Below are 14,854 nucleotides of genomic sequence, written 5' to 3' on the forward strand. Positions count from 1 at the left end.
GAGGCTTTAATTTTGATTTGCAGAAGTGCTAGCTTCTGCTAATTGAAGTTAACTATAGTTTCGGTCTTCAAACTGCTTATTCCTTTAAAAAGGTTCGAATTATAGAAAAAACCACCGAAACATGATTCTAGGTTGTTAGAAAGATGCAACGGTGGTTAGTCTTTAGCAGGGTCGCTACCAAGTGCCAACACATGATGTTGTGATTTATTTAGTTGAAAACTTTTTCTCTAAATCTTGATCAAATACAAAGACGGACATTCCAAAATCTCGGTCAATATCAATATCTACAAATAAATCAACTAGGTTTGAACCTAAAAATTCTTCCATTTCAATGGGTCTGTTTTTTCGATACATCTCTTTTACCATTTCGGTTCTTGCCGCACGAAGCATTTGTTTTCCTTCATCTGCGGCTGCAATAAACTTTTCAACTGGAGACAGGTTTCCTTCCATTTCACAAATGGCCCAATTTTTACAAAAGGTTGTTGTGATTTTACTCGGTCCTTTTCCCATATGTTTTTTTCGAAAAGACCTTACTAGATTGCTAAACTCGGCTTCGTACTTATTCATTTTTGTTCTACCCTCTTATCAGTAACTTCATTAACCTTAGTTAATCAAGATTACCAATGAATGTCAACTAGCAAGCTCAGCACCTTTTCCAGCTTGTTTTCGTAGTTTCTTAATATCTAAACGGATTAACAGTGATATTGCCAATGCGACCGCAAATAATGCTGTAAATACGGTTAAGCTTTGTGTATAACTTCCAGTGGTGTCACGAATCCAAGATGCAAACAAAGGACCAGCAAGTCCTGCAGCTGCCCAAGCCGTTAAAATGTAACCATGGATGGCTCCAAGCTGTTTTGTTCCAAACAAGTCTCCAATATATGCAGGGATTGCAGCGAATCCTCCGCCGTAACAAGTGTAAATGAGTGCAAGTAAAACCTGGAATAACAACGGATTAGACACATATGGTAGTAACGGGAATGCAATGACTTGGATGACAAAGAATACTGTATATGTATTCGGTCTTCCTAAATAATCAGACACTGATGCCCAACCAATACGCCCAAGTCCGTTAAATGCGCCTAATACCCCAACTAATGCTGCTGCTGCAACTGGAGTTAATCCTACACTCTCCTGTGCTAGTGGCGAAGCTGCAGAGATAATGGCAATTCCACACGTTACGTTGATGAAGAGCATAAGCCATAAATAATAAAATCGTTTTGTTTTTACAGCTTGGTTTGCAGTTAATTGTGATAAGTCTTGCTTTAATTTAGTCGCACCAGATGATACTTTCTCTTTAAATCCAGCTGGCATCCAACCTGCTTGAGGTGGAGCAAGGTATAAAGATGATAGGATCATTATAATAAAGTAAGATATTCCGAGAATATAAAATGTATTTGCTATTCCTACTGATACAATAAGCTTTTGCATGATTGGGCTACTAATTAGGGATGCAAATCCAAAGCCCATAATCGCAAGTCCTGTAGCCATTCCACGTCTATCTGGGAACCATTTTACTAATGTTGATACAGGTGCAATATATCCAACGCCTAGACCAATTCCCCCTAAAGCACCATAGAATAAATATAATAATGGCAGTGATTCTAAGTTGATTGCAAGTCCAGAACCTGTGATTCCGATACCAAAGAAAATCGCAGCAAGAATACCGGATGCACGAGGACCGTATTTTTCAACGAAATGTCCTAGGAAGGCTGCGGATAATCCTAAGAAAAGAATTGCGATACTAAAGGTCATGCTGATGTCGGTTAAATCCCAACCGAATTCTGACTGTAGTGGTTTTGTAAATACACTCCATGCATAAACAGAACCAATTGATAAGTGAATGCCAACTGCCGAGGCTGCAATCAGCCAACGATTTTTTGTCTTTTCCATTTCTTCTCTCCTTTATTTTGAAATATTGATGTTCCTTTTGCAGTATTTCTCTCTAGAACAAAAAAAACCGCCAGCAGCCCTATGCTTGAATAAGCATAAAAAGGATGAAGACGGTTAATTTCCCTAGCAGGATCGCTACTACAAAATTAACAGTAATCGTTTCCAATATTCCACCTTTTGCACTAGAGACAGGTTCGCTATCCTGTGACAAAAGTGTGTCTATATTGTGAACTATTTGTTACGATATTATCAAACCTAGGAAAATATTACAATAGCTTTTTGTTAAATTATTTCGAGTTGCAAGAAAACTTAATAGTTGTTTTACCAAAAAAAGTATGATTATATATTAGTAATTAATCTAGGAAAAGCTTAAACTCAAACTTTGGACCGGAAAGGGAGGTGTAAAGATGGTAGAGTCTATTACCATTCGAAAAGGTATTATAAAATTTGAAGATGGTCAATTAATTGACGAAGAGGATCAAATTGTCACTGAATTCCCTTTGACCATTAACTTGAACCAACAGGAATTTGCGACAATGGTTTGTACCCCTTCTGAGCTAAATGAACTTGTAATTGGCTTCTTGGCTTCAGAAGGTGTCATCCGCTTTAGAGATGAAATTAAGAGTCTTCATATTGACGAAGGTCAAGGCTATGCATATGTGGAAACAACAACCGAAGTGACAACAAGTCAGGAATATTATTCAAAGCGTTTTATCGGTTCCTGCTGTGGAAAAGGCAGACAATTTTACTTTGTGAATGATGCAAAAACGGCTAAAACATCAACTTCAACCATTACCCTTACACCAGAAGAATGCATCAATTTAATGAACGAAATGCAACAAAGCAGTATTGTTTTTAAAGACACAGGTGGTGTGCATAATGCTGCACTTTGTACGCCTAACGAAATGATTGTTAACCGAACCGATATTGGCAGACATAATGCCCTTGATAAAATATACGGATATTGCTTAATCAACAAAATTCCAGTTCGTGATAAGGTCATAGTGTTTAGCGGAAGAATTTCTTCAGAGGTCTTATTAAAAGCCGCAAAAATCGGAGTCGGCATTGTGTTGTCAAAATCTGCACCTACCGATTTAGCAATCAAAATGGCGGAGGAACTCAATATTACGGCTGTTGGCTTTATCCGTGGTGGCAAACTTAATGTGTATTCACATCCAGAACGAATCGTACAAGAGTCTTTTGAAAGCACTTTCTAAAATGAAAGAGATCAGCAGAATTCTTTTCTGCTAATCTCTTTTTTTTGGATCTTGTGGTTTTATCATTGGCTATATTTTTTACGTATGCTGGAACAGTTCTTGTACGTTTTTCATGAATTCCTCGGATTGTTTATTACTCGATCCCTTCATTAAGACCTCGCCAACCTTGGCTAATTTACCAGTCATTTCAAAATCCATTTCATATTCAACTAATGTTTTATCTGGTTCAATAGACGTTAGGTTTGCTATAAGAGTATTTGTAAAGGAGCCCGCAAGTGAAACAGGTTTTCCCTTCATTTCAACCACAATTCTCTCATTTTCAATGGTCTCTTTCAGTTCTCCTACACCCTGAATTTTAATGGGTACAAATTGCACCTTCACTTCAACTAATGTTTCATATTTAGTTGGACTTAATTGCTTAACCTCTTTACAGCCTGGAAAGCATCGGCCCAATTTCAGTGGATCCATAAAAACAGAATAGACCCTTGCTCTGTCTGCATGTACGATAAATTGATTAGCCTTTTTCAAAATCCCACTCCTAACCATTTTTCTAAGATGATGTTACAAGTGTATTAGGGTATTTTGAATGTAGAACTACAAGTTATGGCCAAAATTGCATATCATTATAAGAAATCCTTTTACAAACGCTTATGTATCAAAGTTTCTCACGATAATCGATTTCGAAAATGTATTGGCATATTGCCCTTGCAACCCCGTCCTTTTCGTTTGAGGATGTGATCTTATCGGCAGCTCTCTTCACCTCATCTGATGCATTTTCCATTGCAACACCTAACCCAACGGATGTTAGTAACTGCAAGTCATTAAAACTATCGCCAATAGCCATTACGTTCTCTAATTCGATATCTAACAAACTGCAAACCTTTCGAATACCATATTCCTTTGTGATCCCTTTTGCTGATATCTCAAGATTATTCTCTGCGGACTGAGTAATTTCTAGATGACCCCAACTTTCTAATTCAAGCTTTAGTTCTTTGATTAAAGTTACATTATTATTTAATAAACCAAATTTCATCCATCTATCATTTACATCCTCATCCTGCCAGTCAGGTTTTCTAATGAAGCGGTCTACAGTAAAGCCCCAAAACCAGGAGTCGGTTTGGGTAGCAAGTCGGTGAAGTCTAAAGATGTCTTGAGTCTTTAAATAATGCCTTTCAAATAGGTCAGCAGGTGTTTTCCATATCTCTGCACCATTTAAAAACACCATTGGTGAACTAAGGGATAATTCTTTTCTAAACGCCTCTGCAGTCTGTCGCCCCCTCCCAGTAGCAATGGAAACAATCACCCCATTCTCAACTGCCTGTTTAACCCAGTATTTAGTGGGGAAAGAAATTTCCTTGTTATCATTTAAGGTTGTTCCGTCCAAATCTAACGCTAGTAACCGATATGGCAGCAAGTTTCAAACTCCTTTCGTATACATTCATTTTCTTATGGGAATCGTTTAACAGATTGATTTACATATTCTACTTTTTTCATTTCAAAATTAATATAATATTCTTTTTCCTTTATCAATTCGAGAATGAAATCAAAAGGAATTTCACCATCTCCAAGCGCTAAATGTTCATCCTTCATTCCGTGGTTATCGTTGATGTGAAATCCTTTTATAAATTCCTTTAGGGCTAACAATTCCTCAACAAATTGACCTTTACTGGCTAAGTACGCATGCCCTGTATCAAAGCATAGTCCCACCTTTTCTTTATCAATTCCACTCAGAATAGTTAATAAATCATCACTCGTAGTTCCAATTTCATATTTATAAGGGGGGACATTTTCCAGTAGAAGAAGTGTGTTTTCAGGTATTTCCTTATACTTTTTATTAAAAAAATCCTGAATGTTAGTTAGCCCTTTTTGATGATCTGAGGATCTACCAGGATGACAAAGTAAATAATCACTATGAAAGTATTTGGCTAATTTAATACACTTGTTCCAAATGTCTTCTGTTTCCTCGATAACGATTGGATTACGGGAAGCAGGATTAAACTTATGAATCGGCAAATGAAATTGAACTTTGGCTTGGTGTTTTAATAGTAAATCTAAAAGTTGTTTACATTTTTGTTCATTCCAGGAAAGCAGCTCATATCCGTGGCCTTCACACATAATTTCAATCTTCTTCCACCCTTGCTCAAGAAGGGTGTATATGGCTTTTTCAATTGGCTGATGGTACAAAGCGTATGAAGAAATTATATATTTCATATCTATTCCTCTTTTTGTTTTTTATTTCCCTTTCGACCCTTAACAACCTCCTTTATTCAATGGCCATTCTTTTAGAGATGGTTCTTTTACAAGTATAGTAATTTGCAAACCCTAATAGACTAAAACCACATAAAAGAGGTAGAAATGGAACAAATGTCCAGGTGAAAATAATGATACTTATAAAAAGGAACATGATAATTGAAGTGGCAGGTCGTGTTATTGATAAATAAAACGATTGTTTAATCAATTCCTTATTCGACATATTAAAATCCACTAACAATGGATAAATATATAAAGACATCGATAAAAAAATCAGCGCTAATAACCCAAATAAGGGAAACATGAGATAACGAAAAACCCCCTCTAGATTCCACATAACGAGAAGGTCCACTACCAAAACAAGTCCAATTAGAAATTGAATTACCCCAATAATACTTGCTTTTTTTAATAATTTCTTAAAATGACCATAAAATGCTTTTGTTAAAGACAGCTCATTTCCTTCTGCTAAATCCTTAATGACTCCAAGCATGGCAGAGGTTGAAGCTGGGATTGTGATGATAGGAAGCGAGAATATAAGCCATAATACATTTAAGAAACAAATATTTCCAATTACCTCCATTACTTTAAACAACTTTCCATCATGCGCGAACACTATACCACCTCTTTCTAGATTGGAAGGATTAAAGCTCATATATTACAATATTACGAACCACTTCAAATTCTTAGTAAGGGTAAGTTCGAGTGGTTCGCTTATGATTTGTATTGGGAATGTATGTGGCTCCCCACTTTTGTAGGTTTTCGAAATTACAAAGCTTGTAATATTTGTTTTAGATTATCCACTGACTTCTCTGTTCCTACCTTTGGATCGTCAGTTCCTTCATATTCTACAGAGAGCCATCCCTCGTAATTGACACTTTTTAGCTCATGAATGGCATGATGCAAATCCACTTTTCCTTCCCCTGCGATTGTTCCTAAGAATTTCCCTCCGGATAGTGAGAGAAAAGAATGCCCCTCGTAATCTGTTCCTACATTGACAAAATCCTTAAAATGCACATGTGCAACATATTTTTTTAGTGCCGCTACGGCATGACTAGGCTCTTCATCTACTAAAAGGAAATTTCCTGTATCAAGAGTACTTCTAACATGAGTAGAACCGACAGTTTCAATTAATTCAATAACTTGTTCACTTCTACCAGCGAAATAACCGTGATTTTCAATTGCAAGAATAATCCCTTGTTTTTCCGCATAACTGGCACATTCTTTTAAGCATTCGATAATCCAAGACTTCCCTTGTTCGAAGGAAACGTTTTCTGTTACATCACCACTAAAAATTCGAACGACATTGGTGTTCAAATTTTTTGCAATATCTATCCCGTCGTATACTTTTTGAATTTCCATTTTTCTTTCATCTTCACTGGTTTTCACAAAATTATTTGAAATATCGTAGGCACTTACTATCAGATTTTTTTCTGCCAACAAAAGCTTCACCTTGGGTAATTCTTGCTCCACATCTTTCCAGTACATGTCTAAAAGTTCTACCCCTTCTAGACCAATAGAAGATGCATATTGAATAAAGCCAAACACATCCAGATTTTCATTTACTGTATATTTATGTAAACTATACATACTAACACTGGTTTTCATTATATTCACCTCAACCTTTATTCGTAAATTTGTACCTGCAGCTTATAAAAGAAGATGCAGCAAAAACAACTGCATCTATTGCAAAGAAAAAATTAGTACATTTTATCTAAAACCGCTTTTGCTGTCTGTTCAATAGATTTGAAGGTTTGGTCCTTATCCTTTAAGGCAATCACAGTTGTTAAAATATCGAGTAAATGAAGTTGTGCAATCTTTGAAGCAAATGCACCACCTTGGAGTGGTGACTCCTTGGACGCCGCTAATAAAATAACGTCAGCATACCTTGTAATGGGTGATCGTGCATGATTGGTTAAACAAATGACAAAAGCGTTATTCCCCTTAGCAATTCGAATTGCGTCAACCACATCTTTTGTACTTCCTGAGGTGGATATGCCGAAGACAACATCATCCCTTGTTACGAGGGCAGCATTCATGGCCATGACATGTGAATCAGCAGAATGGATAACGTTATATCCGAAACGCATGAACCTGTGATTTGCGTCCAATGCTGTTATCCCAGATGAACCAATGCCGAAGCAAAACAATCGATTTGCCGAGACAATCGCATTGGCAGCTTTCTCAAGTGTTTGTGTCTGTAATAAGTTAAGCGTATTTTCAAGTGCATGTGTGTTTTGGGTTGTAATTTTTCGAGAAACGACTTCAAGCGTGTCATTCTCTTCAATTTTTCCATGTACATGCTCTTCAGGACTAACAAGGTTTTGTGCAACAGCTAACTTAAACTCCTGATACCCACGAAATCCAAGCTTCCGACAAAATCGAATAACAGTCGTCTCTCCTACTCCAGATTTTTCTGCAAGATCTGTTACTGACGAATAGACAGCTTCTTCCGTGTCTATCATTACGACATCTGCTACTTTTTGTTCGGCCTTTGTTAGTGATTTATAGATACTTGTAATCATTAAAATGGGGTTCGATTTCGTCAACGTATTCAATTCTTACACCTTCTTTTCAGCTTAGTGTCTATTAATCAATTAGGATCCCAATTGGTACATTAAAAGTGAATTTCCGTACCCTTCTTACTAGATTCATATATTCCACATAAAATTTTCATCATCTCAACTCCATCTTCCACAGGACTAATGGTTTCATTTCCAGTACGACAGCATTCAATAAAATAATCGATTTCGGATTGGAACGCTTTCACAAAATCAAATGATAAATTGTCAATTTGAGGATTCAGATTAACAATTGTATCGTGCTTTTCAGAAACGATCAGGAGTTCAGGTTCAATTTCCGCTCCACCCTTGTCTCCAAATAATTTAACAGATATTTCATCCTTCTTCGCATGAAGTGAAAAGCTTACATCAACAAATAATGATGCTCCGTTCTCAAATCGGATGAGAGCATTTGCAAGATCCTCTACTGTATTTTTTGTTGCATCAAAATCTGATGCTTTATAGTAGGATAAGTTTTCAATATTTGATCTATTTCCAAGTTTATGATATGTATTCCCACTAATCGATTTTACTTTTGGCCGCCCCATTAGATACCAGCATATATCAATCATATGAACACCTAAATCAATTAATGGTCCTCCACCGGAACGTTCTATGTCAGAGAACCATCCACCTGGATTACCTAATCTTCGAATACAAGAGGCTTTCGCATAATAGATATCACCTAACTCATCATTCTGAATAAATTTTTGAAGAATCTGTGTGTTGCTTGCGTACCGTCGAACAAATCCAACCTGGAGGAGCTTACCAGTTTCCTTTACAGCTTTTTCAATTGCCAACGCCTCTTCTACCGTTTTACATAATGGCTTTTCTACAAGAACGTTCTTACCAGCTTTAAGTGCGGCAATACTTATTTCAGCATGACTATTGTTCCATGTACATATACTGACTGCGTCAATTTCGGGATGAGCTAAAAGCTCATGGTAATCCGTGTACACATGCTCTGCACCATATGTCTTTGCTTTCTGTTCTGCCCTTTCAATATTGAGATCACAAACTGCAACTATTTTGGCATTATCATTCTTGGCATAAGAACCAAAATGAAGGTCTGAAATACTTCCCGCACCAATAACTCCAATCTTTATCTGTTTCATTGTCGATCCTCCTCAAATTGTAAATGAGTTTACTGTTTATTCCCTTCCTTTTTAACTCCTGCACCCACTCCATACACCCATGGTTGAATGGCCGCGCCTATTATTCCAGCATCATTACCGAGTTGAGTACCTTTTATCTCAACTGGATCAACAAGGGAACGGATCCCCAATTCACCTACTCTCTTTCGAACCTTTTGAATAAACCATTCACCCTCGTGTAATACACCGCCACCAAGGATGATCAGTGTAGGATTAAAGGTATGGATCATGCTAACTATCGCAAATGATAGGGCATTAATAGCTGTGTTCACCACTTTTTCAGCTACTACATTGCCTGCACTCATTAATTCAAATACTAGTCTACTTGTTACTTCTTCTGGATGTTTTTGATAATATAAGAGTTCACTATTCCCTTCGCTTTCAGGATAAGATTTTATTTCTTCCCTCATCATTCTTGCAATTCCCGTTCCTGATGAATAAGTCTCAACACACCCCTGAAATCCACAGTTACATAAAGGGCCATTCATATCAACTGTAATGTGACCTAATTCAGCACCACCGCCCCATGCACCCCGAAGTAAATGACCTCCTGTGATTACACCACCGCCAACACCTGTGCCTAGAGCGAGACATATAAGATTTTCAACATTCCTACCTACACCAAGCTGTTGTTCAGCGAGGGCAAGAACATTTACATCATTTTCTATAAAAATTGGCAAATCTGTTTTCTTTGAAAGAATATCTCTTAATGGAACATCATTCCAATCCTTGATATTTGCTGTTCCGGACAGAACTTTGCCTTTTTCGAAATCGATTTGTCCAGCAGTACCTATTCCTATGCCAACCAGCTTTTTCCCTTCCATTTTCGCTGTCTCTGAAAGTGAAAAAATGATATTTTCGAGTAACTGAATAATCGCATCCTTTGTATCTTGAGGTGTAGAAAATGTTTTCTTAATTAAGACACTACCTTCTCTATTCATAATACCCGCTGCTATCTTTGTACCACCAATATCAATTCCAAGTGAATATTCCATTGTTATTCCACCTCCACCCACAACTATTTAGAAAGCTAATGAAAGAACCTCAAGAATATTGTCACATGAATATGCAGCTGTTAAACCGTCAATTCGTTTACATCGCACACCATCAAAATACCTCTGATCTACTTGGTCTGTGCTTAAAAATTTCATTACTAGTTCGTAAGGTCCATCTAATGTTACAGGCAACACATTTTCTCGATGATCAATTGATTCTTTTATCATTTCTTTTAATTCCCTATATACTAGCTTAGGTGGTTTAACCAATGCTGCATGCCTTCCCAACCCCTCTTTTGTTTCGTAAGTTCGGACGTTAGGAATTTCCTTACTTGCCTCTTCACACGTCTTCTTATCTCCCGTCACGAAAAGGACGGGTACATTATGTAAGCCAAATACCAAGCTATCAATTCCTATCTCACCAATAGGCCTTCCATTGAGATGTATAGATTGCCAACCAATCGATGTCATTGTATGGTCTCTAATTGCAAATTCAGTTCCACCCATTGCGTGATATCCGATTAACATAGCGCCATCAAACGATGAATCCAACCCAGGAAAGCGATTGGATACATTTGTTGCTCCCATACAGTATCTCGCCCCATGATGTAATTCTGAAGCGATAAAATTATACCCTGTACCATGAGCATCCTTCACGTAAATGTCATCAGCACCAGCCTCAATTAGCGCCTCAATCACTACATTTACCTCTGCAGTTAAGAGTTTCCTAGCCTCTTCATAGGCCAGTTCTCCTTTTTTCAACTGTTCAGGTAGTAAAACACCTGCGATTCCCTCCATATCAACACTCACATAGATTTTCATAACGAAGCCTACCTTACAAGTAAACTTCTTTTTGGGTTTTAGAAGATTTGTAGATTGACAGGATTAAGTCAACAGCTTTCCTTGCTTCCTCACCAGGCACCATAGGGTCTCGGTCTTCGATAATTGCTTTAGCCATATCTTCAATAAAATAATAATGGCCAATTGACCTTACGCCTTCAATATTTTCCTGGTCAATTTTTATCTCTTTCGTAATATCTCCTTTTTCCATGGTAATCCACTCTTCGATGCCATTATCGTCAAAGATAATTGTGCCTTTTTCTCCATATAGCTCAATTCGAGTATTCCTCTCAGGAAAAACGGAGGTGGTACCTTCAATAACTCCAAAAGCTCCGTTCTTGCATTCTAGAACAGACACGGCCGTATCCTCGACCTCAATTTTTCTTGATAGAGCAGCCGTTCTTGCAAAAACTTTCGAGACCCCACCTGTTAACCACACAAATAGGTCAATCCCGTGGACACCTTGATTCATTAGAGCCCCTCCACCGTCCATTTCCCATGTACCACGCCAACCTGCACTATCGTAATAGGATTGGTCTCGAAAATATTTTAAGTAAGCATCACAAAGTATCAATTTACCAATCTCATTGTGTAAGATAGCCTCTTTAACTCTTTTAACAATGGCCGTGGCTCTTCGCTGGTACACACAACCTAACTTTACCCCTTGTTCCTTACAAGTCTCTATCATTTCCGTCATCCGTTCAGACCTTATCTCGAGGGGTTTTTCACAAAGAATATGTTTTTTAGCTATAGCTGCATCAATGGCAATTTGACCATGTGTCCCACTAGGTGTACAGATTGAAACGACATCTATATCTTCCATCGCGAGAAGTTCTTTATAATCAGATAAATAGGTAGGGACACTAAAAGTTTCGGCAAACTTCCTTGCTGCCTCTAAACTCAAATCAGAAACTGCAACAAGTTCAGTAAATGGACATGCTTTAATTGCCTCAGCATGTAAAGGGGAAATCACACCACAACCAATGATTCCAAATCTGATTTTTCGAGCCATTTTATCCTCCTGCTATACTTGAGTTTTATACATTTCAAGCTTATTAATATCTACTTCGCACCCGATACCATAGCCTGAAGGTAGTAAGATTGCTCCCATCTCAATATCTCCTTTGTTCTGAATCGGATCATCCGCGAGGAAAAACGGACCATTCAAATCAGAAGGAAGAGTGATTCCTAAATAATTGAACAAGTGTGCACTACTTGTGAGTCCTAAAGACGATTCTGTTAATCCACCGCCTAGTAAACCAAGGTTTGCTTCTTTTGAAATTTCTCCCGCTAATTTTGCACCCGTAATGCCTCCCATTTTGGTGAGTTTAATCACAGCATAATCACATGCTTCTAGACGAATCGCTTGTAACACGTCACTTGGACTCCAAATACTCTCGTCTAAAGCAATTGGTACTGACGTTTTTCTTCTTAATTCTCGATGGCCTAGCAAATCATTTGCTTTTAAGGGCTGTTCAAAAACGTCCACACCGATTCTTTCCATTTTTTTTGCTGCTTTTATTGCTTCGGGTAGAGTATAACCTTGATTAGCGTCCACCCTTAAAAAGAGATTGGGGGCTTCTGCTCTCACTGTTTCCAACACTTCCATATCAAAATCAACGTTGAATCCGATTTTCACATCAACCGCTTTATAACCATTCTCACTTGCATATTTGGCTTTACCAGCAGCCTCCTCAATGTTTCTTGTACTAATAAGATAAGAAAGGTCAATTTTTTCTTTTGACCTACCAAGCAATATTTCAGCCAATGATTTTTTGGAACTTTTCCCCATAAGGTCATAAAGCGCCATATCAACAGCTGCTTTACAAATGGGCTGTCCCTTGGAGATTCCAAAAGAAATTTCCTTGTCAATTATTTCATGTAAAGTAGTGAGGTCATCTCCCCTCTTTCCAATAATTGCAGGTCTTATATATTTCTGAAGGGTTGAAACAACCGTCTCCATCGTTTCATAACTCCATCTATGGCTAGGTCTAGCCTCGCCCCATCCCTCGATACCGTCATCTGATATAATTTTCACATAAACATGTGGTGCACCTTGATTACCGTCCCCTACCGTCCCTCCTGAAATTTGAAAGCTTTGCTTCATTGGCAATAATAGAGGAAAGACTTGGAGGTCCTTAATAATCATTTTTATCACCTCATAATTTCTTTAATTCTGCTTTTTTGATTCCATCAACAAATTTCTTCGTTATTTCCTGTGGTCTCGTAATTGCAGATCCAACAACTATTGAATGGGCACCATTTTCAAAGGCCATAAGTGCCTCATCCGGGGTCGAGATTCTACCCTCAGCAATAATTGGCACGTTACAACTAGAGGTAAGCTCCTTAATAAGCTCAAAATCAGGTCCTTCAATTTTGGGACTATATGGCGTATATCCTGAGAGCGTAGTAGAAACGAGATCACATCCCGCTTCAACTGCAGCAATACCTTCTGCAACAGTAGATACATCAGCCATGATTAGACTAGAACTATGATTTCGTATATACCAAACCAAATCGTTGAAAGTAACCCCGTTGGGACGCTCACGAAACGTTGCATCAAGGGTGATGACATCCGTTTCAGACTCTATTAGCTCCTTAACTTCCTTTAATGTTGGTGTTATAAACACATCGCTTTCCGGATAATCTCTTTTTATGATGCCAATCGTAGGTAACCCCGTCGCTTTTCGAATGGCAATGATATCTTCTTTTCCATTTGCACGTATCGCTACAGCTCCACCCATTTTCGCAGCAACGCCCATTTTAGCCATATACATTGACCCATGTAATGGCTCATCCTCCAAAGCCTGACACGATACGATTAATTGTTTATATATTACGTTCAAAAACTCTTGTTTCTTCATCATTTCCCCCTTTTTTCAACATCGTTCCAATACATTGAAAGAATAATCCACCCTCAAAATACCAAAAAGGTTTATTTCTTCACTCTTATTCAAAAAAATTTACAGTAATCACTTATATAAAGCTTGTTAAATAATTGGATACGATTAGAATTTTTCTTGGGCAAATTCTACCCTTTAACGGCACTGCTATAGGCACCTTTAATAAAGTAATTCTGAAAAGCTACAAAAACAAGTAATATTGGTATGAGGGCGATTATTGCACCAGCAGATACCAATCGAGTATTCGTTACAAAGGCTCCTTTTAAGTCATATAAACCCACTGTTAACGGATATGTGTTTGGATCCTGTAAAACAAGAAGCGGCCATAAGAAATTATTCCAGGAACCTATGAAACTCAAAATGGCTAGAGTCGCAAGCATTGGCTTTACCATTGGAATCATGATATACCACCATATTTGCCAAGGTTTTGCACCATCAATAATGGCAGATTCGTCTATTTCTTTAGGGATGCCCATAAATGCTTGCCTCATCAAAAAGATACCAAATGCCGTAACAGCCCCAGGCAAGATAACACCAGAAAACGAACCGATTAAGTGAAGTTTCTCTAGAATTAAATAGATTGGAATCATTGTGACCTCTCCAGGAATCATCATTGTGGATAAAATCACTAAAAATACAATGTTTTTCCCTTTAAAATTCATACGAGCTAAAGGAAAGGCTGCTAACGAACAGAATAACAATGGCAAAAGAACTCCCCAAAAGGCTAAAATCGTACTATTCCATAAGTAAAGAGGAATGGGAAGTGTATTCCATACTGTAATAAAGTTGTCTAAGGTGATATTTTCAGGAATAAACTGCGGAGGAAATGAAAAAATGGCTTCGTTTTGTCCTTTTAATGCAGTCGATACTGACCATAAAAAAGGAACAACCATAGCAACCATGATGACACTCAAAAAGAAATAGGAGATAATCAGGCGACTAATCTTCCGTTTACTCGGTAGATTCCGAAACTGCCTTTTTGGTTTAATGTCTGGTACTGTATTAGTATTTGTTGGTGTAGGCTGCATATACTACTCTACCTCC

16 protein-coding genes are annotated in these 14,854 nt (G+C 37.8%); 1 reads left to right on the forward strand and 15 read right to left on the reverse strand.

What is annotated here, in order from left to right; translation table 11 throughout:
• Nucleotides 1-204: 204 nt before the first annotated feature.
• Both RGU12_RS03985 and RGU12_RS03990 read right to left on the reverse strand, forming a co-directional pair.
• The gene (locus tag RGU12_RS03985) at nucleotides 205-567 is read right to left on the reverse strand and encodes a Na-translocating system protein MpsC family protein (RefSeq protein ID WP_309534896.1); all 363 of its coding nucleotides are present in this window, start codon (nucleotides 565-567) and stop codon (nucleotides 205-207) included.
• A 63-nt stretch (nucleotides 568-630) separates the two neighbouring features.
• A complete protein-coding gene (locus RGU12_RS03990) occupies nucleotides 631-1,893 on the reverse strand; it encodes an L-lactate MFS transporter (RefSeq protein WP_309534897.1) in 1,263 nt (420 codons plus the stop codon).
• A gap of 407 nt (nucleotides 1,894-2,300) precedes the next feature.
• Here RGU12_RS03990 and fdhD point away from each other — a divergent pair, with 407 nt between their 5' ends.
• Entirely contained in the window at nucleotides 2,301-3,110 is an 810-nt protein-coding gene (fdhD, locus tag RGU12_RS03995) for a formate dehydrogenase accessory sulfurtransferase FdhD (RefSeq protein WP_309534898.1), read from the forward strand.
• 78 nt (nucleotides 3,111-3,188) lie between these two features.
• On the opposite strand, the gene RGU12_RS04000 is transcribed toward fdhD, so the two are convergent.
• The 13 genes from RGU12_RS04000 to RGU12_RS04060 form a co-directional block, all read right to left on the reverse strand.
• The gene (locus RGU12_RS04000; protein ID WP_309534899.1) at nucleotides 3,189-3,638 is read right to left on the reverse strand and encodes an SRPBCC family protein; all 450 of its coding nucleotides are present in this window, start codon (nucleotides 3,636-3,638) and stop codon (nucleotides 3,189-3,191) included.
• 127 nt (nucleotides 3,639-3,765) lie between these two features.
• Nucleotides 3,766-4,524, reverse strand: coding sequence for a Cof-type HAD-IIB family hydrolase (locus RGU12_RS04005; RefSeq protein WP_309534900.1), 759 nt, complete (start codon nucleotides 4,522-4,524; stop codon nucleotides 3,766-3,768).
• Nucleotides 4,525-4,556: 32 nt separating this feature from the next.
• Nucleotides 4,557-5,321, reverse strand: coding sequence for a sugar phosphate isomerase/epimerase family protein (locus RGU12_RS04010; RefSeq protein ID WP_309534901.1), 765 nt, complete (start codon nucleotides 5,319-5,321; stop codon nucleotides 4,557-4,559).
• 52 nt (nucleotides 5,322-5,373) lie between these two features.
• Entirely contained in the window at nucleotides 5,374-5,973 is a 600-nt protein-coding gene (locus RGU12_RS04015) for a YesL family protein (RefSeq protein WP_309534902.1), read from the reverse strand.
• Nucleotides 5,974-6,125: 152 nt separating this feature from the next.
• Nucleotides 6,126-6,965 (reverse strand): sugar phosphate isomerase/epimerase family protein, encoded by an 840-nt coding sequence (locus RGU12_RS04020; RefSeq protein WP_309534903.1) that lies wholly within the window; start codon nucleotides 6,963-6,965, stop codon nucleotides 6,126-6,128.
• A 92-nt stretch (nucleotides 6,966-7,057) separates the two neighbouring features.
• A complete protein-coding gene (locus tag RGU12_RS04025; protein WP_309536266.1) occupies nucleotides 7,058-7,882 on the reverse strand; it encodes a MurR/RpiR family transcriptional regulator in 825 nt (274 codons plus the stop codon).
• Between the two features lie 92 nt (nucleotides 7,883-7,974).
• The gene (locus RGU12_RS04030) at nucleotides 7,975-9,033 is read right to left on the reverse strand and encodes a Gfo/Idh/MocA family protein (protein WP_309534904.1); all 1,059 of its coding nucleotides are present in this window, start codon (nucleotides 9,031-9,033) and stop codon (nucleotides 7,975-7,977) included.
• A 29-nt stretch (nucleotides 9,034-9,062) separates the two neighbouring features.
• Complete coding sequence (locus tag RGU12_RS04035; protein ID WP_309534905.1) at nucleotides 9,063-10,067, reverse strand: ROK family protein; 1,005 nt, start codon at nucleotides 10,065-10,067, stop codon at nucleotides 9,063-9,065.
• A gap of 27 nt (nucleotides 10,068-10,094) precedes the next feature.
• Entirely contained in the window at nucleotides 10,095-10,889 is a 795-nt protein-coding gene (locus tag RGU12_RS04040) for a M55 family metallopeptidase (protein ID WP_309534906.1), read from the reverse strand.
• 13 nt (nucleotides 10,890-10,902) lie between these two features.
• On the reverse strand, nucleotides 10,903-11,919 hold the full coding sequence (locus tag RGU12_RS04045) for a Gfo/Idh/MocA family protein (RefSeq protein ID WP_309534907.1): 1,017 nt from the start codon (nucleotides 11,917-11,919) through the stop codon (nucleotides 10,903-10,905).
• 12 nt (nucleotides 11,920-11,931) lie between these two features.
• On the reverse strand, nucleotides 11,932-13,056 hold the full coding sequence (locus tag RGU12_RS04050; RefSeq protein ID WP_309534908.1) for a mandelate racemase/muconate lactonizing enzyme family protein: 1,125 nt from the start codon (nucleotides 13,054-13,056) through the stop codon (nucleotides 11,932-11,934).
• A 10-nt stretch (nucleotides 13,057-13,066) separates the two neighbouring features.
• On the reverse strand, nucleotides 13,067-13,771 hold the full coding sequence (locus RGU12_RS04055) for an N-acetylmannosamine-6-phosphate 2-epimerase (protein ID WP_309534909.1): 705 nt from the start codon (nucleotides 13,769-13,771) through the stop codon (nucleotides 13,067-13,069).
• A 167-nt stretch (nucleotides 13,772-13,938) separates the two neighbouring features.
• Nucleotides 13,939-14,838, reverse strand: a complete 900-nt coding sequence (locus RGU12_RS04060) for a carbohydrate ABC transporter permease (RefSeq protein WP_309534910.1) — start codon at nucleotides 14,836-14,838, stop codon at nucleotides 13,939-13,941.
• Nucleotides 14,839-14,854: the final 16 nt, after the last annotated feature.

The organism is Ferdinandcohnia sp. QZ13, from assembly GCF_031324165.1.
GTDB lineage: Bacteria > Bacillota > Bacilli > Bacillales > Bacillaceae_L > Ferdinandcohnia.

Excerpts from the sequence above, each read along its gene's own strand:
- RGU12_RS04040 (WP_309534906.1), bottom strand. The coding sequence starts at position 10,889 with ATGAAAATCTATGTGAGTGTTGATATGGAGGGAATCGCAGGTGTTTTA.
- RGU12_RS04020 (WP_309534903.1), bottom strand. The coding sequence starts at position 6,965 with ATGAAAACCAGTGTTAGTATGTATAGTTTACATAAATATACAGTAAAT.
- RGU12_RS04045 (WP_309534907.1), bottom strand. The coding sequence starts at position 11,919 with ATGGCTCGAAAAATCAGATTTGGAATCATTGGTTGTGGTGTGATTTCC.
- RGU12_RS04050 (WP_309534908.1), bottom strand. The coding sequence starts at position 13,056 with ATGATTATTAAGGACCTCCAAGTCTTTCCTCTATTATTGCCAATGAAG.
- RGU12_RS03985 (WP_309534896.1), bottom strand. The coding sequence starts at position 567 with ATGAATAAGTACGAAGCCGAGTTTAGCAATCTAGTAAGGTCTTTTCGA.
- fdhD (WP_309534898.1), top strand. The coding sequence starts at position 2,301 with ATGGTAGAGTCTATTACCATTCGAAAAGGTATTATAAAATTTGAAGAT.
- RGU12_RS04035 (WP_309534905.1), bottom strand. The coding sequence starts at position 10,067 with ATGGAATATTCACTTGGAATTGATATTGGTGGTACAAAGATAGCAGCG.
- RGU12_RS04030 (WP_309534904.1), bottom strand. The coding sequence starts at position 9,033 with ATGAAACAGATAAAGATTGGAGTTATTGGTGCGGGAAGTATTTCAGAC.
- RGU12_RS04060 (WP_309534910.1), bottom strand. The coding sequence starts at position 14,838 with ATGCAGCCTACACCAACAAATACTAATACAGTACCAGACATTAAACCA.
- RGU12_RS04025 (WP_309536266.1), bottom strand. The coding sequence starts at position 7,882 with ATGATTACAAGTATCTATAAATCACTAACAAAGGCCGAACAAAAAGTA.
- RGU12_RS04055 (WP_309534909.1), bottom strand. The coding sequence starts at position 13,771 with ATGAAGAAACAAGAGTTTTTGAACGTAATATATAAACAATTAATCGTA.
- RGU12_RS04010 (WP_309534901.1), bottom strand. The coding sequence starts at position 5,321 with ATGAAATATATAATTTCTTCATACGCTTTGTACCATCAGCCAATTGAA.
- RGU12_RS03990 (WP_309534897.1), bottom strand. The coding sequence starts at position 1,893 with ATGGAAAAGACAAAAAATCGTTGGCTGATTGCAGCCTCGGCAGTTGGC.